This is a genomic window from Bacillus sp. FSL K6-0923, from assembly GCF_038630825.1.
Classification (GTDB): Bacteria; Bacillota; Bacilli; order Bacillales; family Bacillaceae; genus Bacillus; species Bacillus pumilus.
In genome coordinates this window covers 273,452-294,647 of record NZ_CP152044.1, presented here as the reverse complement: position 1 = coordinate 294,647, position 21,196 = coordinate 273,452, and the positions used below count along the sequence as shown (strand labels likewise).

At 40.7% G+C, this 21,196-nt stretch carries 20 protein-coding genes; 8 read left to right on the top strand and 12 right to left on the bottom strand.

Annotated features, from left to right (window positions below; all coding sequences use genetic code 11):
* Positions 1-24: 24 nt before the first annotated feature.
* A complete protein-coding gene (locus tag MHI16_RS01625) occupies positions 25-606 on the bottom strand; it encodes a TerD family protein (RefSeq protein WP_008342133.1) in 582 nt (193 codons plus the stop codon).
* A gap of 20 nt (positions 607-626) precedes the next feature.
* The gene (locus tag MHI16_RS01620) at positions 627-1,229 is read right to left on the bottom strand and encodes a TerD family protein (protein ID WP_058015234.1); all 603 of its coding nucleotides are present in this window, start codon (positions 1,227-1,229) and stop codon (positions 627-629) included.
* 412 nt (positions 1,230-1,641) lie between these two features.
* Here MHI16_RS01620 and MHI16_RS01615 point away from each other — a divergent pair, with 412 nt between their 5' ends.
* Positions 1,642-2,634 carry an LLM class flavin-dependent oxidoreductase gene (locus MHI16_RS01615; protein ID WP_058015233.1) on the top strand — a complete coding sequence of 331 codons (993 nt, stop codon included), beginning with the start codon at positions 1,642-1,644 and terminating at the stop codon, positions 2,632-2,634.
* Positions 2,635-2,844: 210 nt separating this feature from the next.
* A complete protein-coding gene (locus tag MHI16_RS01610; RefSeq protein ID WP_058015232.1) occupies positions 2,845-3,885 on the top strand; it encodes an acyltransferase family protein in 1,041 nt (346 codons plus the stop codon).
* A gap of 20 nt (positions 3,886-3,905) precedes the next feature.
* Here MHI16_RS01610 and MHI16_RS01605 read toward each other — a convergent pair whose 3' ends face one another.
* Together MHI16_RS01605 and MHI16_RS01600 are read right to left on the bottom strand one after the other, a co-directional pair.
* On the bottom strand, positions 3,906-4,685 hold the full coding sequence (locus MHI16_RS01605; RefSeq protein WP_058015231.1) for a glucose 1-dehydrogenase: 780 nt from the start codon (positions 4,683-4,685) through the stop codon (positions 3,906-3,908).
* Positions 4,686-4,804: 119 nt separating this feature from the next.
* The gene (locus tag MHI16_RS01600; RefSeq protein ID WP_003217242.1) at positions 4,805-5,233 is read right to left on the bottom strand and encodes a cell wall hydrolase; all 429 of its coding nucleotides are present in this window, start codon (positions 5,231-5,233) and stop codon (positions 4,805-4,807) included.
* A gap of 538 nt (positions 5,234-5,771) precedes the next feature.
* On the opposite strand from MHI16_RS01600, the gene MHI16_RS01595 reads away from it, so the two are divergent.
* Positions 5,772-6,830, top strand: a complete 1,059-nt coding sequence (locus MHI16_RS01595; protein WP_058015230.1) for a DUF4352 domain-containing protein — start codon at positions 5,772-5,774, stop codon at positions 6,828-6,830.
* Between the two features lie 79 nt (positions 6,831-6,909).
* Here the strand turns inward: MHI16_RS01595 and MHI16_RS01590 are convergent, their stop codons facing one another.
* From MHI16_RS01590 to MHI16_RS01580, 3 genes are all read right to left on the bottom strand, one after another.
* A complete protein-coding gene (locus tag MHI16_RS01590; protein WP_058015229.1) occupies positions 6,910-7,245 on the bottom strand; it encodes a hypothetical protein in 336 nt (111 codons plus the stop codon).
* 148 nt (positions 7,246-7,393) lie between these two features.
* Positions 7,394-8,569 (bottom strand): ABC transporter permease, encoded by a 1,176-nt coding sequence (locus MHI16_RS01585; RefSeq protein ID WP_058015228.1) that lies wholly within the window; start codon positions 8,567-8,569, stop codon positions 7,394-7,396.
* A complete protein-coding gene (locus MHI16_RS01580; protein WP_044139233.1) occupies positions 8,569-9,309 on the bottom strand; it encodes an ATP-binding cassette domain-containing protein in 741 nt (246 codons plus the stop codon). Before MHI16_RS01580 ends, MHI16_RS01585 begins: the two co-directional genes overlap by 1 nt.
* A gap of 161 nt (positions 9,310-9,470) precedes the next feature.
* On the opposite strand from MHI16_RS01580, the gene MHI16_RS01575 reads away from it, so the two are divergent.
* Together MHI16_RS01575 and MHI16_RS01570 are read left to right on the top strand one after the other, a co-directional pair.
* Positions 9,471-10,172 (top strand): LytTR family DNA-binding domain-containing protein, encoded by a 702-nt coding sequence (locus tag MHI16_RS01575; RefSeq protein ID WP_058015227.1) that lies wholly within the window; start codon positions 9,471-9,473, stop codon positions 10,170-10,172.
* A gap of 284 nt (positions 10,173-10,456) precedes the next feature.
* On the top strand, positions 10,457-11,149 hold the full coding sequence (locus MHI16_RS01570) for a GHKL domain-containing protein (RefSeq protein WP_235567071.1): 693 nt from the start codon (positions 10,457-10,459) through the stop codon (positions 11,147-11,149).
* Between the two features lie 29 nt (positions 11,150-11,178).
* On the opposite strand, the gene MHI16_RS01565 is transcribed toward MHI16_RS01570, so the two are convergent.
* Positions 11,179-12,108 carry an aldo/keto reductase gene (locus tag MHI16_RS01565; RefSeq protein ID WP_044139230.1) on the bottom strand — a complete coding sequence of 310 codons (930 nt, stop codon included), beginning with the start codon at positions 12,106-12,108 and terminating at the stop codon, positions 11,179-11,181.
* Between the two features lie 396 nt (positions 12,109-12,504).
* On the opposite strand from MHI16_RS01565, the gene MHI16_RS01560 reads away from it, so the two are divergent.
* Complete coding sequence (locus MHI16_RS01560; RefSeq protein WP_058015225.1) at positions 12,505-13,545, top strand: DUF4352 domain-containing protein; 1,041 nt, start codon at positions 12,505-12,507, stop codon at positions 13,543-13,545.
* Between the two features lie 54 nt (positions 13,546-13,599).
* On the opposite strand, the gene MHI16_RS01555 is transcribed toward MHI16_RS01560, so the two are convergent.
* The 3 genes from MHI16_RS01555 to MHI16_RS01545 all read right to left on the bottom strand — a co-directional run bounded on the left by MHI16_RS01555 (position 13,600) and on the right by MHI16_RS01545 (position 17,109).
* The gene (locus tag MHI16_RS01555; RefSeq protein ID WP_058015224.1) at positions 13,600-14,685 is read right to left on the bottom strand and encodes an SEC-C metal-binding domain-containing protein; all 1,086 of its coding nucleotides are present in this window, start codon (positions 14,683-14,685) and stop codon (positions 13,600-13,602) included.
* Positions 14,686-14,876: 191 nt separating this feature from the next.
* Positions 14,877-15,818: a response regulator gene (locus MHI16_RS01550; RefSeq protein ID WP_058015223.1), complete on the bottom strand. Its 942-nt coding sequence runs from the start codon at positions 15,816-15,818 to the stop codon at positions 14,877-14,879.
* 4 nt (positions 15,819-15,822) lie between these two features.
* On the bottom strand, positions 15,823-17,109 hold the full coding sequence (locus tag MHI16_RS01545; RefSeq protein WP_058015222.1) for a sensor histidine kinase: 1,287 nt from the start codon (positions 17,107-17,109) through the stop codon (positions 15,823-15,825).
* 517 nt (positions 17,110-17,626) lie between these two features.
* Between MHI16_RS01545 and MHI16_RS01540 the strand changes: the two genes are divergently transcribed.
* Both MHI16_RS01540 and MHI16_RS01535 read left to right on the top strand, forming a co-directional pair.
* Positions 17,627-18,607, top strand: a complete 981-nt coding sequence (locus MHI16_RS01540; protein WP_012008818.1) for a glutaminase — start codon at positions 17,627-17,629, stop codon at positions 18,605-18,607.
* Between the two features lie 31 nt (positions 18,608-18,638).
* Positions 18,639-20,054 (top strand): alanine/glycine:cation symporter family protein, encoded by a 1,416-nt coding sequence (locus MHI16_RS01535; protein ID WP_058015221.1) that lies wholly within the window; start codon positions 18,639-18,641, stop codon positions 20,052-20,054.
* Between the two features lie 39 nt (positions 20,055-20,093).
* On the opposite strand, the gene MHI16_RS01530 is transcribed toward MHI16_RS01535, so the two are convergent.
* Positions 20,094-20,954, bottom strand: coding sequence for an alpha/beta hydrolase (locus tag MHI16_RS01530; RefSeq protein ID WP_058015220.1), 861 nt, complete (start codon positions 20,952-20,954; stop codon positions 20,094-20,096).
* Between the last annotated feature and the right edge of the window lie 242 nt (positions 20,955-21,196).

The window sequence follows — 21,196 nt, the reverse complement described above, 5'->3', positions numbered from 1 at the left end:
TCCTGAAAATATGAAAACGGGTCGTTACCCGATATCTAAACCGAAGTCTGTTGCAATGCGGGCAAGTCCGCCTTGATAGCCCGATCCAACAGCCGAGAATTTCCATTCTCCGCCATGACGGTATAATTCACCTACAATAATCGCTGTTTCAATTGAAAAGTCTTCCGCCAAATCATAGCGAATGAGCTCTTCATTTGATGCCGCATTTAAAATACGGACGTAAGCGTTAGAAACCTGTCCAAAGTTTTGGCTGCGTGCTTCTGCATCATGGATTGTAATCACGAAGGAGATTTTCTCAATACTCGCTGGTACAGTTGAAAGATCAACATTGACCTGCTCATCATCTCCATCTCCTTCACCTGTACGGTTATCGCCTGTATGTACGATACTTCCGCCACCGCCAGTTGTTTGATTGTAAAAGACAAAATCAGATGGAGAGTTTGCTTTCCCTGCTGCATCTAAAAGGAATACGCTTGCGTCTAGATCAAAGTCATGTCCGCCATCATACTTGTTTACATCCCAGCCAAGACCTACTACCACTTTTGTTAAACCTGGATTCGTTTTTGTTAAATCAATTTTTTGACCTTTCGCTAAAGAAATTCCCACTAGGAATCTCTCCCTTCTGATTAGATATAGTTTCTCGTAATATCGGCAAGCTTCGCATCATTTGTACCGTTTCCAACAGCCGCAAACTTCCAATCATTTTCATGACGATAAAGCTCTCCAACGATTAATGATGTTTTCCCTGCATACTCATCTTTTAAATTATATTTTACTAATTCTTGATTGTTTGAACGATCAACAATGCGAATGTACGCATTTTGAATCATACCAAAATGTTGATTTCTTCTAAGTGCATCATAGATGTTCACAACAAACACCAATTTATTCACATTGCCTGGCACCTTGCTTAAGTTGACGAGGACTTGTTCATCATCTCCGTCTCCTTCACCAGTCAGGTTGTCACCTGTATGCTCGACACTGCCGCATTTGCTTTTCAAGTTGCCAAAATAAATCAAATCTTTATTTTCCGTAAATTTATCATTTTTCAGCATGAGCACTGAAGCATCACAATCAATATCAGCGCCGCCTCCACCGCCAAACAACTTACCTAAAAATCCGCCGCCTTGTGATACAGGGTCCCAGCCAAGTCCAACAAGAATATTCGTCAGCCCTGCTTTGCCTTTTGTTAAATCAATACGTTGACCTTTTTCTAATGTAATCGCCAAATCAATCACTCCTCAAGCATAATAAAAATCTATTTATTAAGCGATGGACTCTATTAAAATCATCATACATGAAAATTCGACAAAATTCATGAAATGACCTTGGAGCCTCTTACTCTTTTTTCTATTTACTAGTATATACGATCTACGTTCAAGATAGGTTTCAAACAGATGATATTTTTTTAACGAAAGATCCATGTTGAAAATAGTTTATGTCGTAAATGAAGTGTTTCATGTGAAACATTGTCGAAAATTCCCGTCCACAGCTCTTGCTGATAAATAACGTATTGATGTGGTTTCATATGTTGATATAGAAAAGTTAAAGCATGAGATCAAAGGATAAACCCTTTCGTTTCCTTCTATTCAAGGATTTCTTTATACTTAAATTCAACGTATTACCGAAAGGATGTTGATGATGCCATCACTTCACATATTAGATCAAGTCGCTATTCCTAATGGTCAGACAGCACAAGAGACATTGATTCACACAACGAAGCTGGCTCAGCTTGCAGAAGCTCTTGGGTATGAGCGTTATTGGTTTGCTGAACACCACAGCACAAGAGGGCTCGCTAGTACAGCACCTGAAATATTAATGGCACATATTGCCGCTCATACATCGACCTTACGTACCGGGTCTGGGGGCATTTTACTTCCGCAGTACAGCCCCTTTAAAGTAGCAGAGGTCACGCGGCAGCTTGAGGCTCTGTATCCTGGACGAATTGAAATCGGTGTCGGCAAATCTCCGGGCGGGATTGAAAGGACGAGACTGGCTTTGACAGACGGCGTGCATAAAGATCTATCTCAGTTTGATCGCCAGCTGAAAGATCTTCTATTTTACTTATCAGACAGCCTGCCTTCTGGACACCCGCATGCTGGGGTCAAAGCTTCTCCGCATATTGATACTCATCCGCCGGTTTGGCTGCTTGGTTTAGGAGAAAATAGTGCCATGCAAGCAGCGGAGCTTGGGATCAACTATATTTTTGGTCACTTTATTCACCCTGCACGCGGCAAACAAGCATTTGAGACGTATCGGTCTCACTTTTCTCCATCTGTCTTTTCCACACAGCCGCACGCAATGTTTGCCGTGTTTGTCATTTGTGGTGAAACCGATGAAGAGGCCGAACGGATCGCCACCAGTACAGATTTATGGCTGCTGCGTGTTGAAAAAGGACTGGACAGCCGCGTACCTTCTATAGAAGAAGCCAGTACCTATCACTACACCTCGCAGGAAAAGAAAAAAGTGTTACTAAACCGCCAGCGGATGATCGTCGGCTCAAAGGCAACGGTGAAAGAGCAATTACTTAGCTTGATGGACCGCTATCAAACGGATGACATCATGATTCTCAACAATTCATTTGATCCGATAGAAAAACAGCGCTCCTTCAAACGAATCGCAGAACTATTTTGAAGCCAATTCCCTTGGCTTCTTTTTTTACATTGTCATAAAAAATGGGAAATGTAACATAGAGATGTTAAAATCCTTCCGCCTGTCATCTAATCGCAAATTTGTCTTCTAATCGTTAGCGAACTGTAAACGCATAAGGGGTGTACCTTTTATATAGTAGAGGTACATATAAAAGAACCGTTTACGACGCTAGAAGGAAGGAGATGACAGGTTATGAATAAGAGACTCGACTGGGTCGATGCGGCTAAAGGGATTGGTATTCTTCTCGTGGTCATGGCGCATGTGCCCATTCCAGATCCGCTCAAGCAATTCATTTACTCTTTTCATATGCCGCTTTTCTTTTTACTATCAGGCATGATGTTTCGATCATCCTCACGCCCTGCTCTGTCATTTATTCAGAAGAAAGCCAAAAGCTTACTCTTGCCCTATCTCTATTTCTCCATCATTACGTATGTTTTCTGGTTCACCGTTACTCGTTTTTTTGCCTTTAAGGGACAAACGGATATTGACCCTTTCGTTCCGTTTACAGGTATTTTTATATCCAATGCAGATGAAGCTAGACTCACACATAACCCAGCCATCTGGTTTTTAACGACGCTCTTTTTAGTGGAAATAATCTTTTTCTTTATGCACCGTCTGACAAAAGGGAAACCTGCTGTCTTGAGCTTACTGACCCTTCTTTGCGGAGGTGCTGGATATGCCTCTACCTTGCTTTTAAACCAAAGTCTGCCGTGGAATGCCAATGTCGCCTTGACGGCTGTTGTGTTTTATTCCATCGGATTTTTGGCAAAGCAATGGTTTGTGGAATTAAAAACAGACCCAACCCTTCTTCTTTGTACAGGTCTGCTTGTACTGACGGCTTACATGCAAAGCTTTAATTCGCGGATCGATATGCGCGTGAATGACTATGGTGATCTTTTTCTTTTCTATGCATGTGCACTGCTCGGTTCAGCTGCTGTGATTTATTTAAGTTTCAAATTCAAAACGTCCCCTATTTTGACGTATCTCGGTCGAAATTCCATTGTTATTCTTGTCTTGCAGTTTGCCGGCATCGATATCATGAAAGCATTTGTTTATTATGGACTTGGCATCAATATTGCAGATACAGCGCAGCTCTCTTGGACTCTCTTTTACACGATTGGGACATTGCTGCTTATGGTGCCGTGTATCTCCTTCCTGAGCAAGTACCCGATGCTGCTCGGCAAACCAGCCAAAGCCGCACACCGCTACGAACAAAAAACATCCGCCGGCTGATCGGGCGGATGTTTTTTGGATTAATCATTGATTTGAGAAGGGTAAAGCGTCATTCCTCCATCTACAAATAAAGTGGTGCCTGTGATATACGAAGCTTCCTTAGATACGAGGAATGCAGCAGCGGACCCAATCTCCTTCGGTTCGCCAAATGCTCTCATTGGAATCTTTTCAAGCTGCTTTTGTTTTTTCTGTTCATCCTGCAAATCATCATTCGATTCGGTCGCCATTGTACCTGGTGCAATCGCATTGATCCGAATACCTGTTTCCGCATAATCAAGAGCCAGCGTTTTTGTCATCATGTTCATTCCGCCTTTGGAAGTGGAATAATGAACATTGAACGGGCGCGGTATTTCCTGATGGACACTGGATATATTTAAAATAGACCCTTTGATGTCATGCTCCATCATATAGGCGATTGCAGCCTTTGCCCCTAAAAAGGCGCCTGTGATATTCACATCAATAACTTTTTGCCATTGCTCGAGCGTCATCTCATGCGGCATCGCTTCTTCACCATTAAAGCCTGAATTATTGACGAACACATCGACTGTACCGAAATGCTCCAGTGCTGTATCCATGATCGCTTGAATTTCTTCCTCTTTGGAGACATCCGCGTGTACTTTCACCGCCTTACCTCCATTCTGTTGAATGGCTTGTACCGTTTCTTCAGCACCCTCTTCATCACCTTTATAGTTCACAACCACATTCATCTGCTCTTGTCCAAATCGTAATGCGATGGCTTGTCCGATTCCTTTTGAAGAACCTGTGACAATGGCTGTTTTTCCTTTTAAATCTTGATACATCTTTATTTCCTCCTATCACGTGCTTCATCTAGTTGATACACAATGGTTACCCATTTTGAAAAAAAGAAAAACACAACCCTCTGCAATCGTTGACTAAGAGGATTGTGCTGTTCATCAAGCTAAAAGGTGTTATAAACATTTTCACATGTTTCAGCGGTTGGCTGATAAAAGCAATGCGACTTATACCTTGCCACAAACGGCTGATTGTACCATGTCGGTGGACAATTACCAGGCGGCTTAAAATACCAAAGGCTGAATTTTGCTGGCCAAAATCGTTCTCCGTTAATATTCCTACGCGCAAGTGTTTTTTCCGTTTCTCGTGCTCGTTGATAAAAATAACCATGTGTGACTGCTTCAAATGCATGCTCTTGATAAATCATTTGTGGAATCGTACGCAGCCCTTTAAAGTCAGAGCAGTTGGCACGCAATCGGTTAATGCCCACATTCCCTACGAGCAGCATCCCTTGCTTCCCTTCACCTTCTGCCTCCGCTCTCAGCAGTCTGGCCATGAGATCAATATCAGAGCTTGTCGCTCTTACCACTGCCATACATCCACCTCCATTCGTTTCTCTTTTATTTTATGTAGGGTTTCTGTGTAGATGACTGCCATTTTGACGGGAAAAGACACATTCAATGTCGAGAGCCTGTCTAAATACCTCAATATTTTGCTGGACATGTGTCTCTCTGGCAACAACACACAAACCAAGTAATCATGCGCATAACAGGAAAAAATATTCATTACTATAGACTCATTTACAAGTCATAAAAATCCTTCTAATTGCTACACCATTATCAAAAACAGTCATTTGAACCTATTCAACAATCCGACTCAAAACCTTAAAATATAAAATGTTGAGTTTTTACAGGAGATATCAAATCATAATTTACAAGTTTCTCCTTTCAACTTAGTGTCATTTTTACTATTTGAAGCTGTGCAACCTAAGAAACGCACTGAAGTATTGACAGTACTTTCGCTTCATTCTACAGTAAAAAACATACAGTATTTTTCTTTTTGTGCAAAAAGAATGATATGAACTAAAGATTTCCAATGAAATTCACCATAAAACCCGAGGAGGAAAACATCTCATGTTTAAAAAGAAATTATCCCTGTTTCTTCTGATTTTGTGTGTCACTGTTGTCGCTGCTGCTTGTAGTGGTGGAAAAGAAAAGTCAGCTGCAAAGGAAAAAGATACAAAATCCCTTGATGCAGCAGAGGTAAAGGTAGAAAGTGCTGAGTACACATTACCACCTCAATACGATACATCTGTACAGGATGATCAGTATGTACTAAAAGTGAACGTATCTGTAAAAAATATCAGCAAAGAGCCTCTAAATGTTGATAAAAGCAACTTCACGCTTTACCAAGATGACTCACAGGTGTCTACGATCTCTCCAGATGACTACAACGAAGTATTATCTTCTAGCTCTCTAAATGCAGGCAAAGTATCAAAAGGCGGTCTTTTCTTTGTTGTTGACAAAGAAAAAGACTATCAGCTTGTGTACAATGAGCCAGGTAGTGGTTCTAAAAAAGATGACAAAACACTAGAATTCGATATTAAAGGTAAAGACTTAATGAAAAAAGCAGAAACACTTCAAGCATCTGCAAAAGCTCTTTCTTCTTATATTGATGTCATGATTTTTGGCAAGAATAACGACGAGTTCGAAAAACTAACAGGTGATAACAAATCAACTGTTGTAAACCAATTTGATAAATCATTCAAACAAGGCTACATCACGTCATCAGGTATTTCTTCTAGCTCAGCGAAGGACGAAAACCTTGATAAGCTTTTAAAAGCTGTAAAAGAAACATTAGCTGAAAAATCAAAAGTATCAACAAAAACAAAAGCCATCAGTGGTGATAAAGCCGTTGTGACTGTAACTCTTACACCAATTGATGCAAGCCCGCTTGTCGATCGTCTAAAAGAAAAAGCGACTGAGTTCTACAGCAAAAACCGTACTGCGTCTTATGATGAAGCACAAAAATATTTACTCTCGATCTACCCAGAAGAGTTCAAAAAATTAGGACCTTCATCTTCTGAAGAAACAGTAGAAGTCAACATGAAGAAAAATGACATCGACCAATGGAAACTTGATTTGAACGATTACAAAACAAGCTCATTAGTTGAAAAGTTCATCAAGAACTAATAAAAACCCCCGGCATCGGGGGTTTTTTCTTATCGTTTTTCGTTTGATAATTACAGCCAAGAAAGTAAGATACGGTCTATTACGAGGGATTTTCTTTTGCTGCTTCATACTCTTTTATCACCTCAACCGGATCAACCGCATCCTCCTCTTGTGCGTATTCCTCTACATAAGGATCCATTAATTTCTCAAACTTTTGCTCATCGTCTACTAAAGCAATATACGTTTCATATCCTTCAAAATCAGATGGATATAAATGTGCAACGGAACTACCCGTTTCTAATGCCTCATCTATCGCTTTTCTTAATTCCAATAATAATTTCCTGTTCCCCAAAATAAACGCTTCAAAATGGTGTGTTTGTTGAGCATATATATTACATAGCTCTAGCACATCATCGTCTTCTGTTTGATAAGACATACACGAATCACCTCTTTTAAAAAATTAGGATAATAATGTAAGTTCCACCTTCCATTATGCCATTCCTTTCACCCGATCGTGAATCTCTTTTATATAAATCTCTGGATATAAAAAACTTGCAGATAAAATCTACAAGTTTTTACTTTCTTTATTTCGCAAGCATCCATTTTTCTTTCATAAACAAGCTTCTCACGATCACAAACAAGATGACGACTGCCAGTGCTGAGGAGCCGAGTGTCAGAGTGATTGACATTGGATCGATGATGCCAAACATCAATTGCTTACAAAGCGCGTGAATATTAAGGAATGGGACAGCAAAGTAATACGTATCTAGCTGCGTAGCACCTGCTCTCATGGTAAAGAACATTGGGATCACACCTAATGTAATGATCATGGACATGTACGATTGTGCTTCTTTTACTGAGCTTGAAACGACACTGAGTAGCAGTTCAATCATCGATACCATGAATGAGAAGATGATAAGCGCCGCAAACATGACGGCGATAATGCTCCACATTTGATCACCAAAGTTCAGTGCTTGTTTTAGCTTTTCTGTAAAGAGCAGCGTGGATAAAAGCAGCATACCGATCGCCACAATCCCACTTAAAATCCCGAACATGGAGACAGCCAGCCATTTTCCGATGAGAATTTGGAGTCTGCTGGCAGGTGTCAGGAACAACGCTTCAATGGATTTTCGGTCTTTTTCACCCGCTACAATATCAAGCGCAGCAGGCAAAGCACCTGAGATAACGGAGGTCACCAAAATCATTGGAAGAAGAATCGACAAAAGCATAGAGGTCATGCCATTTTCTCCTTCTTCGCCCTCTTCTACATCAACGGCCTGCACCTGAAATGGGTGAACAACAGACGTATTGATTTGATCAGCGGCTAAACGCTTTTCTACGACTTGGTTTTGATACTGCTCCAGTAAGGATTGCAGCATTTGAACCGTGATGACCGAATCATCATCTGTTGTATACCCATGAATTTTAATTGCAAATGATTGTTGATGCTGAAGCATGTCGTCTGCCTCTTTCGGCATTTCCAGGTAAGCATTCGCCTTTCCATCTTTGACAGCTTGCTGCGGGTCATCAAATGTTTCAAGTGTGAGGTTTTTGACCTCTTTGACCATTTGATTCATTTCAGTTGGAAGCTTTTCATTCACTGCGACCGTATAGGTTTCATCTCCTGGATCTGCAATCATGCTTTCATAAAAGAACACCAATCCAAGCATCGTCAAAAGAGGAATCAGCACTGTTAAGAGCAGCGTTTTCCGGTCTCTTAGCGCATCTGTCATTTCTTTTTTAAATACGGTTTTCCACATTATGAAATCCCCCTAGCGAGCTTCGACATAAAGATATAGTTCAAGTCATCACTTTGTTCCTGTGTATATAATTCTGGAAGTGTCCCTTTATACACAAGCTCTCCTTGATGAATCATCATGACACTGTCACAAAGCTGGCTGACTTCTTCCATGATGTGGCTTGAAAAAAGGATGGTTTTATTTTGCTGCTTGAGCTGATGAATAAAGTCTCTGAAAATATTACTTGATGTGATATCCAAGCCTGTTGTCGGCTCATCAAATAAAATAATGTCAGGATCATGAATCAAGGTTCTGGCAATCGCCACCTTTTGTTTCATTCCTCTTGAGAATCCTTTCACCTTGCGATCCATGTATTGTCTCATCCCAAAACGCTTTGCCAAATCCTCTATTCTTGCTTTGATTTCATGCTGATCTAAGCCATACAATTTGCCAAAGTATTCAAGGTTTTCTCGTGCCGTCAAACGATCATAAAGTCCCGTCTCACCGCCAAACAAGACACCAATTCGCTTTTTCACTTCTGTTGATTCTTTCACCGTATCAAAGCCTGCGACAGTGACTGTTCCGTGCGTAGGTTCTAATAATGTGGCTACGGCGCGTAATAATGTAGTTTTCCCTGCACCATTTTCTCCTAGGATGCCAACAACTTCCCCTTCCTTCACGGAGAACGTCATATGCTTCATCGCTTTTACGACCTTTTTCTTATCTTTAAACCAGCAGCTGCAATCGCTGAGAGTAATCATGTGGTTCGCCCCTTTCAACTTTCTAAGTCTATGATAGAAAAAATGACGCTTCCTTGACATAAAAATGTCGCGAAACGTCCTTTTTCTGTCTTGAAATGATCTATTTTAAAAAAACAAATGGTAAAATAGACAAATAATAAGAAGAGTCATAGGTGATTTTTATGATAAAAGTAGGTCTCGTTGATGATTACCGAGTAGATTTAGAAAAGCTGCATGCCATTGTAGGCAGAATGGAGGCTGTGGAGATTGTCTTTGTCACACAGTCAGCAGAGGATGCATACGAGAAGGTCAAAAAAGGAGATATTGATCTGTTGTTCGCAGACATTGAAATGCCCGGAATGTCCGGTTATGAATTAGCGGATCTCATTCACTCTCATGCACTGAATGTCGATGTTGTATTTGTGACAGGAAACAGCGGATATGCGGTCCATGCGTTTGATTTAAATGTTCACGATTATATTATGAAGCCCTACCAAGCCGATCGAATTGCCAAATCCTTAGAGCGCTACTTGTCCACCAAGCAGGAGAAAAGCATTCATGGACGGCTTCTCATTAAGCAGCAGTCAGATATTCACGTGCTGCAAAAGAAGGATGTCATTTTTGTTGAGCGAACAGGCAGGTCAACCACCATTGTCACAACAACAGGAGAAATCCAGACATATCAGACACTAAACGAGTTAAAGGGCGATCTAGCTGAAAAAGATTTTATCCGCTCTCACCGATCGTTTATCATCAATATTCATTACATTAAGAACTTCTCGGCGTATGCCAAAAATTCATTTATCGTGTCTTTTGAAGGTACAGATAAAAAAGCCATGATGACCAAGCAGCAATTAGAATACTTTAAGAAATACTATTTTTAAGGAGAACGAACGTGAACGCTTTCTATGTTGGATTCCGCATGTATGCTCTCATATGCCTAGGTCTTGCGTTTCATGCAACAGCTGAAGCTTTTCTGCCGCTATCATCAGGAGTGCTGTGGCTCCTCACTTTTTGTGTGATTTGTCTTTATATATTTTTCATATACAAAAGGTTTTTGCCTCATGTGAGTAGTTATGTGATGTTGGGCGCTTTTGTGCTCTTTACCTGTGCAGGTCTATCCCTTTTTCTGACGCAAGGAAATGGATGGAGCCCTCTTTTGGCTTTTGTGATCATCATCACAACAGATATCCTTGCATTGAAGATGATGCAGACGGAGAGACGATTAAACGGTCGGCTTCAAGAACTGATCAACGCAGAATCAAGAACCAATGAATTGCTGCTTGAGCTGCGCAGTAAACATCATGAAACAGCTAGACATTTAAATGCCTTTTCCGCGTCGAACGACGAGCATGAGATCAAGGATTTGATTCAGCAATACGTGAAACATTTCCCTTGGATTAAAGGAGAAAATGCTTATTTGGCCTCAACCCTGCATTCCTTTTTCCAACGGGCTGAAAAAGAGGACATTGCCCTTTCTCTAGACCTTCAAGCACCTTTTTCATCGCTTCCCTTTTCTAAGGCGGATCAGGTTAGTTTCACTGGAAACTTGCTTGATAATGCCCTAGACGCAGCGATTGAAGCGAAGCAAGCCGGGAAAGAGGGCAGCATCTCGATTGCGACCTCTATTCGGAGCGGGCTCTTTTTAATCCATTGTGAAAACAGCACAAAAGGAATGGAAAAACACGTGTTAGACCATTTGTTCAAAAACTTTGGCCGCTCGACAAAAGGCGGCGATCATCAAGGAATGGGGACGTATATCATTCATCAGCTTGTTGAAAAGGCAGACGGTACTCTTGATTTTACTTACCGTTCTCCACATTTGCGGCTCGTCATCAAAATCCCCCTCACGATGTCATAAAAAAAGGTGCAGCTAAGCACCTTTTTTGATTAAGAGAAAATGTGGTCAATTTGATTGATTTCCTCTTTTGTTAATTGAACTTCGTTTGTTTTTAGGTTTTGCTGAACTTGCTCAGCTCGTTTTGCACCTGGAATAATGGCGTCGATGCCGTCCTGCGCTAAAAGCCAAGCGAGTGCGACGTGTGCCGTTTCGGCGTTCTTTGATTGTGCAATTGCCTTTAGCTTGTCTACTTTTTCGAGGTTTTGAAGGAACGCCTCGCCTTGGAAAAGCGGATCTTTTGCTCGAATATCATCAAATGTCGCATCCTTCGTAAATTTACCAGTCAACAAACCTGACGCCAACGGGAAATAAGGAATAAAGGAAATACGATGCTCGACGCAGTATGGGAGAAGATCCTGCTCTGCCTCACGTTTCAGCAAAGAATACTCTGACTGAAGCACATCTAAGTAGCCATCTCGATTAAAAGCTTGAAGCTGTTCAAAATCAAGGTTAGATGCACCAATAGCCCTGATTTTCCCTTCATCCTTCAATTCCTTTAATGTGCCTGCTACTTCTTCCAGCGGCGTCCGGCCGTCCGGGAAATGCATATAGTATAAATCAATATAATCTGTTTGCAGTCGTTTCAGGCTATGTTCGACCTGCTCTCTTAAAAAGTCCCGGCTGTTATCCAGCTCAATTTGTCCGTTTACTTCTTTATGAGCCCCCTTTGTCGCAAGGACAAGGTTTTCTCTACCGCCTCTTTTGGCAATAATCTCACCGATCAATTCCTCTGAACGGCCCAGCCCATAAATAAAAGCAGAATCTAAGAAATTGACACCTTGATCAAGAGCTGTCTCCACAAGCTCTCGTCCGGCATCTTCACTCAGGTTCGGGAACAAATTATGTCCACCTACCGCATTCGTACCAAGCCCTATCGGATTCACCTGTAAATTAGTTCGTCCAAGCGTTACCTTTTTCAAAAGCTCATCTCCCTTATCTGCTTAATCATCCTTATTTTCCCATGAATCCTTTACAACATTCAAGTATCCTGCTCTCTGAAGCAGTAACACCCTCATTTCAAGATTTTTACCTAAAAAACATTTAAAACTGATAATAAATCTATAAATTAATTCTTATTGACCAGTATATTAGACTTACAAATTTCCTTTTATTAATGATTTTTATGTAAATTACTTTCAAAGATAGGGATTAAAACCTATTCCTCATCATGATTGAATTTCGATAGAATGAAAAGTGCAAATCGTCATAAGGAGATTTTCCCCTGTAACACCCGAATATACCATCCTATCTGTTTCTTTTTTCATAGTCAGATAGCGGGAATGAAATGACGAAAGAAAAGCAAAGGAGCATCAACTGTGAATCTTAAAAAAATAAGTGCACTCCTCATGATTTCGTTCGTGATGATCATCTCTGCAGCTTGCCAGAGCTCAGCAAAATCAAGTAACGCTGATCAAAAATCAACAAAAACAGCAGAGGTAAAAGTCGATAGCTACGAATATACGTTACCAGAAGACTCAACAACTACGCTAAGAGACAATGAATTGGTGCTAAAAGTCAACCTGACGATTACAAACAAAGGTGACAAAGCTCTATCATTATATAGCTCTGACTTCTCCCTTTATCAGGACGATGCCAAAGTATCTGATTTAAAATTTTACGGCAGTAAAGACCGTCTTGACCTCGGTTCATTGAACAAAGGAAAATCTCAAACAGGTGCTCTTTATTTCCTAGTAGACAAAGGGAAAAAATATCAGTTCGTGTACCAAGACAGCATCAAGAAAAACAGTGATTCGATTGAAATCAACCTAGATGGAAACAAAATATTGGATACAGCGAAAAAGCTGGATAACCCTGCAAAAGCGCTATCCGCTTATACGGATATCATTGTATTTGACAAAAAGAACGATCAATTTGCAGATTTAACAGGTGACAACCAATCTGATGTCGTGAATAAATACCACGACATGTTCGTAAAAGACTTCAAAAGAACCGCCGGCATGTATGGCAATGAAGTAAGTGACCGTGATATTCTGTCAATGTACAAACGGATTCAAGACACCATGAAGGATAAAACCAAAGTAGAAACAAGTGTAAAAACCATCTCTAATGACGAGGCGAAGGTTGTCGCTCAAGTAACAGGTATTGATGCCTCTAACTTAAAAGACAAGCTAGACAAGCAAAGAGATGAGTTTTACAACGGCAAGATCCGCTCTAAAGAAGAATTGTATAAGAAAAGCTTAAACTTGTACGCATCTGAATTCGAGAAGCTTCCCCCAGTCTCCAGCCCGGCTGAATACGAAGTGAAAATGAAACGTAATGGGGATGGTCAGTGGAAAATTGACCTTAACGATTATAATACATCACAGTACATGAGCGGTTTTATTAAAACAAGATAATCTTGAACTAAAAAAAGACGCTGGCCCAATGAAGGTGCCGCGTCTTTTCTTATGCTATACCGTCGCCTCTTGCTCTTCTTTCACCGCTTTTTCAATATCTTTAAAACGGCTTGATACAGTAGACGCACTAATGCCATACTTTTTCGCTATTTGCGCTTGAGAAAGCGGGGCATCACTTGCAAGTGAATGAATGTAATATTCGATTCCCGCAGCAAATGATGCTGCTTTACGGATCACAGGTGATTTCTGATCACAATAGGCCTTCCACACGGTTAAAGCGCCATCAGTCAGGCTTTGGTCCCCGTGTTCCTTCATTCCGTCTTCAATCAGCTTAGCTGTTTCCAGTTGAACGTCACTTGCCCAGTCCATGCGATCTGCTGTTAGACCTGTATCGCCTTCTGTTTGAGCAGATGTTTCTAATTCTTCTACTTCTTGCTTCGCAAACAAACACTTCAACACATCAGGGAATGATTCTCTCATAAATGTGCTGCGCGTTCCTCCATTTGCCTCATATGCTTCAACAAGCTGACGAACTTGAAGAAGAAGCGTATCTGTAAACTCTTTCGCAAACATCGTATATTGAATGAAAAACTCTGCTTTTTCTTCAAATTGAACAGGGAATCCAAGTACGAGACTTCCCTTTTCAGGCAGCACTGTTTGATCAGGTTTTACATCTACTTCAACCTTTTCGGCTGTCACCATATTCTCAAAGTAAAGAGACTCGTCCGTTTTTTCATTTAATAAAAGCAAAGATGGCTCCATACCTGTCCATGATTGAACCACTTGTTTTGTTTTCGGACGGGTAATATCTTCCGCTTTCTTTGTCAGGAATTCTTGGAAGATGGTTTCTTTCTGATCGGTTAATGGACGGAAAAAGATGCCCCATACACTCAAATGAAAGACTGAGATTTGTTGCGTTTCTTTATCCATATCTGCAAGAAAAGAAAACTCATTAATGAATTGATTGATGGCTCTCTGATGTTTAGAGAATGCGTAATTCATTAAATCCTTTTGAACTTGTACAGCTTCCTTAAACACAAGCTCAGACGTTTGTTCTCCGCCTGACTTTTGACCACAGCAATGTTTATATTTTTTTCCGCTTCCGCAAGGGCAGAGCGCATTTCGTTTAATTTTTCCCAAAATAAAACCTCCGACATTCTAGTCTAACCTCACTATTTTAACAAACGATTGCACAGGAGAGTTTTATTTTCAAGAAAAAAGAAAAATCAGAATGATCAGTTAAATAATAAAGATACTTGAAGATCTCGATAGATCATAGGAATAGCAGTCTTTTTCTGTTTATTTTCTCCAATCATTCCAATAGATTTTCTTCAGCTCATTCCCTCAAATAACTGCTTTGCTTCAAAATAAAAGATTTGAACAAACTTCTTCGTATTGACTCTGCCAGTTGATCCTGCGGATGAAGAGGTCTTCTGCATTTCTTTCATTCTTTGGCTGACATCGGTAAAGTCAAAAAACTTCGACGCATAGTGCTCAAACTTAGGATTCGAGAAATCTGTTAATCCTAGTGAAGCAAAATGATTCAAGGAATGATGAATAGCGCGTCTAATCCGCTGCTCTGCCGCTTTCACTTCCCTCATCACTTCTACATCGGTTGCCCCATGATCCAGCTTCCTCTCCGCTGTTTTGATAAAGAGCTGTTTTAGCGGCGGGAAATTGACCTCATGAGAATTGGCTGACTGTGTTTCATGTAAATAGATCAGGATCTCTAGTAAATCCTTAGATCCGCTCTCTCCAACAATTCCTAGTTCGGATAAGAGAAATTCCCCCGCCTCTTTCATCGTCCTTTTCTTCAACCCAGCACCCGTCGTATTATGAGAAATCACTGGCTCTAACGGCAGCACATGACGAAGGGAAGCTTGAATATCGTAAATCGATTTCTCAAGCTTAATCCGCTCCATGACTTTTCGAATCACACTGACAATTTCAATTCGATTGACAGGCTTATGAATATAATATTCGATCCCTAATTCATAGGCCTCTGCCATCATTTCTTTCGCCTCTACTTGAGAAATCATCATGATTTTGCCTTTGAATTCAGGGTGAATATGACGTATGGTTTGAATGCCATCTCTAACAGGCATTAAAAGGTCAATCAGAAGGATGTCTATTTTTTTTAGGTTCAATGAATGGGCTTCTAATCCAACTCCATCATCGGCTTCATCCACGACCTCTCCCAAATCTTCATCCTCAATGATTTGTCCTAAAATCGAGCGTATTGCACGATCATCATCTGCAATGAAAAACCGCATACACTCACCCTCTCTGTATTAAATTTTGTATAGGAAGGATTAGCTGAAAAGCTGTTCCCTTTGTTTCTCTTTGTTCGATTTTAATTGTACCGCCAAGCTCTTTAACCAGCTCTTTCACATAGGATAAGCCAATCCCAGTTGATGGTGTTCCATATGCATCAAATTTGGAAGTATAGCCTGGATCAAATACGATGTCTCTCATTTTTTCTGGAATTCCCGGGCCATCATCTTCAATCCGAATCTCTATTTTATCATGACTTCCTTTCAATACGAGTGAGATCATTCCGTCATCCTTTATGGCTTCAACCGCATTTGCCATTAAATTATTAATGAGCGATAAGAAAATGAACACATGGTAATCATGCAAATGAATGCCTTTTATATCAGATGTAAAGGAGATGTTTTTCCCTAGAGAGAGCGCATACTTTTCTTGAATGCGGAGGACAATTTGAACGAGCTCTTCCGCATTCATATAGTCTTGCATATTTTCCTTAGAAATCAGCTTCGAAAGCCCAGCATAAATACGCTGATTGTCCTTTTTCACTTCATGGATTTCTCCTGCGAGCTTCAACAGTTCCTGACTCACTTCCTTGCCTGCTTCATGTTCATGCATTAGACGATAAAGCCTGTATGATTCTTGCGTAATATGCTCTGTATGTTTTAACGTTTTCTTTAAATGAACCGTTTCTTCATATAAATTAGAAATGACCAGCATCATATGTTCATTTTGTTTCATGATCTGCTTCTCTCTAGATTGTGCCTCATACAGCTTCATCATATTAAAAAAGCTGATCACCACAAAACTGTGAGCAAACGCAATGAGAAACATATCACTCAGCTTTGATAGCGTCATCGTCGTATCAAATACTAAATATTGCACAAACAACTCAACAAAATCAGCCACTAATTCAATCTTCAGACCAATGATCCCAATAAAAATAGAGCGCTGTTTAAAACGTCCCGTACGGACGGCAAAGAACAGGAATGCATATGTAAAATAGAAAAAGAAACTTGGGAATTGCTGATAAAATGATGCGGCGAAACCAGCATGATGCTGAATTAGATCTAAGCCTACTCGAAAAAGCACAATGGCTGCGCCTGTTAAAAACCCGGGCAAGAACGGCCTAGATTTCCTTAATAGTAATAAACAAAAGAAAAACGCAGGTGCGCCAAAGCTGATCCGGAACGTCTCATTCACAGGATAAAACTTCAGTTCTCCTGCAAGCGGCACAATTACCACCATAAAAATTAATATGAATGCGTCTTTTTTAACAAGCTGGTTTAAACTCAAATGACTAACATCCCTTCCCCTTTTTGCATAGCCACAGTATACAAGGAGACTCTTTTCTTCACAATGTACAAAAAAATAATTTTCACAGCTCCTTATTTCCCCAAAATCCTTTTTTATGACTATTCACCGAGATGGCATGGTGACCTTTCAGCTATTCAGTATTTTGGTGATTGTCTACAATAATGGGAATTGTTTAGACAATGATCGACAAACTGATTTTTATTTGTAAGTTTTTCTGTAGATTTTCGTCAGATTGTGTAGTTTCCAAGATAAATTGAATGAACAATTTTAGTGAAACTATATGTAAGCGTTTTCTGAATTTTCACTAAAAACCCTTTTTGTTTTTTCGCCGCCAAAGCCTTCATTTGAACATATATTTAGGTGTAAAGGAGTGGTACAAGCAGCGCATGACAAGTTCTTTGAAGATGTGTAACATGTTTTCGTGCCTATTTGATCGCATTTTTTGTCATCCGCCAATTCAATAGGGTACTTTTTGATTTTTGATTGGAGGAATCGTATGAAAACAGCAATTTCTAATAATACACAACACGCATGCCAGTCTTCTGTTGATCAATGGGCAGAAGAAATTCGTCCGTATTACAAAAATGGACAAAACGCTGGCTACATTCCAGCACTCGGAAAAGTGAATTCCTCTCAACTTGGTATCAGCGTGATAGGCCCAGATGGATCATCTGTACGATATGGTGATTGGGACGTTCCCTTTACCCTGCAAAGTATCTCAAAAGTCATCAGCTTTATAGCTGCCTGTTTAGGAAGAGGCGTTCCTTACGTCTTGGACCGGGTAGATGTAGAGCCAACTGGTGATGCATTTAATTCCATCTACCGTCTTGAGATGCATAAACCAGGGAAGCCCTTTAATCCAATGATTAATGCTGGAGCTATTACCGTATCCTCCATCCTTCCCGGAAAGACTTCTACAGAAAAGCTAGCATATATTTTCGATTTAATCGAAAACTTAATAGGAAAGCGTCCATCTGTTAATGAAGAGGTTTATCAATCAGAATGGGCAACTGCGCACCGTAACCGTGCTCTTGCTTATTACTTAAAAGAAACCAATTATTTAGAATCAGATGTCGAAGAGACATTAGAAGTGTACCTAAAGCAATGTTCCATCGAGGTCACAACTGAGGACATCGCCTTGATTGGACTCATTATTTCAAGTGATGGCTACCATCCCTTTAAACAAGTCCAAGTCATCCCAAAAGATATCGCAAGACTAACAAAGGCATTGATGCTGACATGCGGCATGTATAATGCATCTGGTAATTTTGCTGCTTTCGTAGGCGTACCAGCCAAAAGTGGTGTGTCTGGAGGAATTATGGCTTGCGTTCCGCCAAGCGCAAGAAGAGAATTCCCGTTTCAGACAGGCTGTGGAATCGGTATTTATGGTCCCGCCATTGATGATTGTGGTAATAGCATTACCGGTGTCATGATGCTGAAAAAGCTCGCCAAAGAGTGGGATCTCAGTATTTTTTAAAGAAATAGGATGAATTAGAAGAGGTGATGTTATGAATGGTTTATTAACAACAACAAATGGTTTTCTATGGTCATATATTATTGTTGCACTATTAATTATTGTCGGCCTTTATTTCACATTCAGGTCTCGTTTCCTTCAAGTGCGTATGCTGAAGGAAATGGTGATCGTTCTGAAAGAAGGAACAAATAAACAAAAATCTGGCGTATCACCATTCCAGGCCTTTGCTATTAGTATGGCGGCTCGGGTTGGAACTGGGAACATTACTGGGATTGCGATCGCAATTGCCATGGGTGGTCCTGGCGCTATTTTTTGGATGTGGATTCTAGCCATTATTGGTTCTGCGTCAAGCTTTGTTGAAAGTACGCTTGCCCAAGTGTATAAAGTAAAAGATCCATCAGGCTTTCGCGGTGGTCCCGCCTACTATATTGAAAAAGGCTTAAAGAAACGCTGGATGGGGATTTTGTTTGCTGTATTAATCACCATTTCTTTTGGTATTGTCTTTAACGCTGTACAGTCGAACACCATTACCATTGCTTTTGAAAATTCATTTGGCACAAATCGTTTGATCGTAGGCGTGATTATGGCTATTGGATTTAGTATCATCATTTTCGGCGGGGTCAAGACGATTGCCAAGATGGCTGAATACATTGTGGTCTTCTTAGCTGTCGCTTATATTGGTATTGCTCTTTTTGTCATGATTACAAACATTACTGAACTGCCTGGTGTGATCCAGACGATTATTTCACATGCATTCGGTATTGAGCAGTTTGCAGGTGGTACCATGGGTGCCGTCATTATGGAAGGGATCAAACGGGGTCTATTCTCAAACGAAGCTGGGATGGGTAGCGCACCAAACGCTGCTGCAGCTGCCGTGACGAGCCACCCTGTAAAGCAAGGATTGATCCAAGCATTTGGTGTCTTAATTGATACACTGATTATTTGTACAAGTACTGCCTTTATCGTTCTTTTCTCAAGTGCATATAAAACGACAAAATTAACAGGTATTGAGCTTACTCAAGCATCTTTGAGTGAACACATCGGTCCTTGGGCTTCTGGTGTTCTTGCCATTATGGTTTTCTTATTTGCGTTTAGTACGCTGATCGGGAATTATTACTATGGTGAAACGAACATTGAGTTCCTTAAATCAAGCAAAGCCTGGTTGATTGGATACCGTATTGCGGTCATTGCCATGGTTTTATTCGGTGCTGTAGCAAGTGTTCCTTTTGTTTGGAATCTTGCCGATCTGTTTATGGGCTTAATGGTCATCGTCAACCTCATTGCCATTACCATGCTGTCCAAAGTCGCCTTTGCAGCATTAAAGGATTATTCACGGCAGAAAAAAGAGGGGAAAGATCCAGTCTTTTATAAAAATGCCGTTCCAAACAATGAGAACATTGAATGCTGGGACGATGAACCTGCTTCGTTGAAAAAGAATCATATTGGGTAAATCACAAAAGCTCTGGTCCCCTGACCAGAGCTTTTTTCTTTAGTTCAAAAATTCGAGTATGAGTTTGTTCACTACTTCTGGTTTTTCATGATTGATCCAATGAGAAGCATCATCGACAAAAATCAGTTGACCATTAGGGCAAATCTTCATCGTTTCCTTTGCCAGCTTTCTGCTTAAAAACTTGTCTTCCATCCCCCAGATCATGCGAACAGGTACTAAAATACGTTTAGATATCGGCTTTTCAAAGCCGCCCTTTTTGATCGCGCGATACCAATTAAGCATCGAGGTCATGGCACCTGGCTGCGTCCAAGCCAGCTTATAGCTTAATACATCTTCTTTCGAGAACAAATGTGGTCTTGCAGTCAGTCCTATGGCTTCATCCAGCTTTTGAAAGTGATTTTCTTGGAGTGCTGCCTCTGGCACATTCGGAAGCTGAAAGAAAGCGATATAGGAGCTTTTCTTCCACTGTGGCGGATAAAACGGAAGAACCTTCATCATCACCCGCGGATGCGGCATGTTGACAATGATTAGTTTCTCTACATATTGAGAACGTGTGGATGCCAAATGCCAAGCAACTGCCCCGCCCCAATCATGCCCCCCCACAATCGCCTTTTGATTCGGACTAAGGGTCTTAATCAACCCTACGATATCATCCCTCAGTTGATCTAATACATAGGATTCGATTCCTTCTGGCTTATCACTTAGATGGTAGCCTCTTTGATCAGGAACGACGACACGATATCCTGCCTCGGCTAGGGGCATAATTTGGTTCTTCCAGCCGTACCAGAACTCAGGAAATCCATGCAGCAGTATAAGCAGCGGACCATCCTCAGGTCCAGCCATTGCTGTGTGAAGTGTTACACCATTTGTTTGGATTGATTGAAATTCAATTCGCTCCATCGCTTTGCCACCTTCCTCCTTGTTCTTTTATTCTTCCAACATAGCATATTTTCCATTTTTCAGAAAATAAAAGCACTCCCAAAAAAACCTTCACGAAGGTGAAGGTCCAGATTGTTGACAAAAGGCTAAAATGATCTTGATTTTAGCCTTTTGTCTTCTTTTCAGCTTGATAGAAAACCTTTGCAGTCTAGAAAGGACAAGTACTGGCGCGGAGCGAATTTGTCATTCGTGAGCACCAGCAC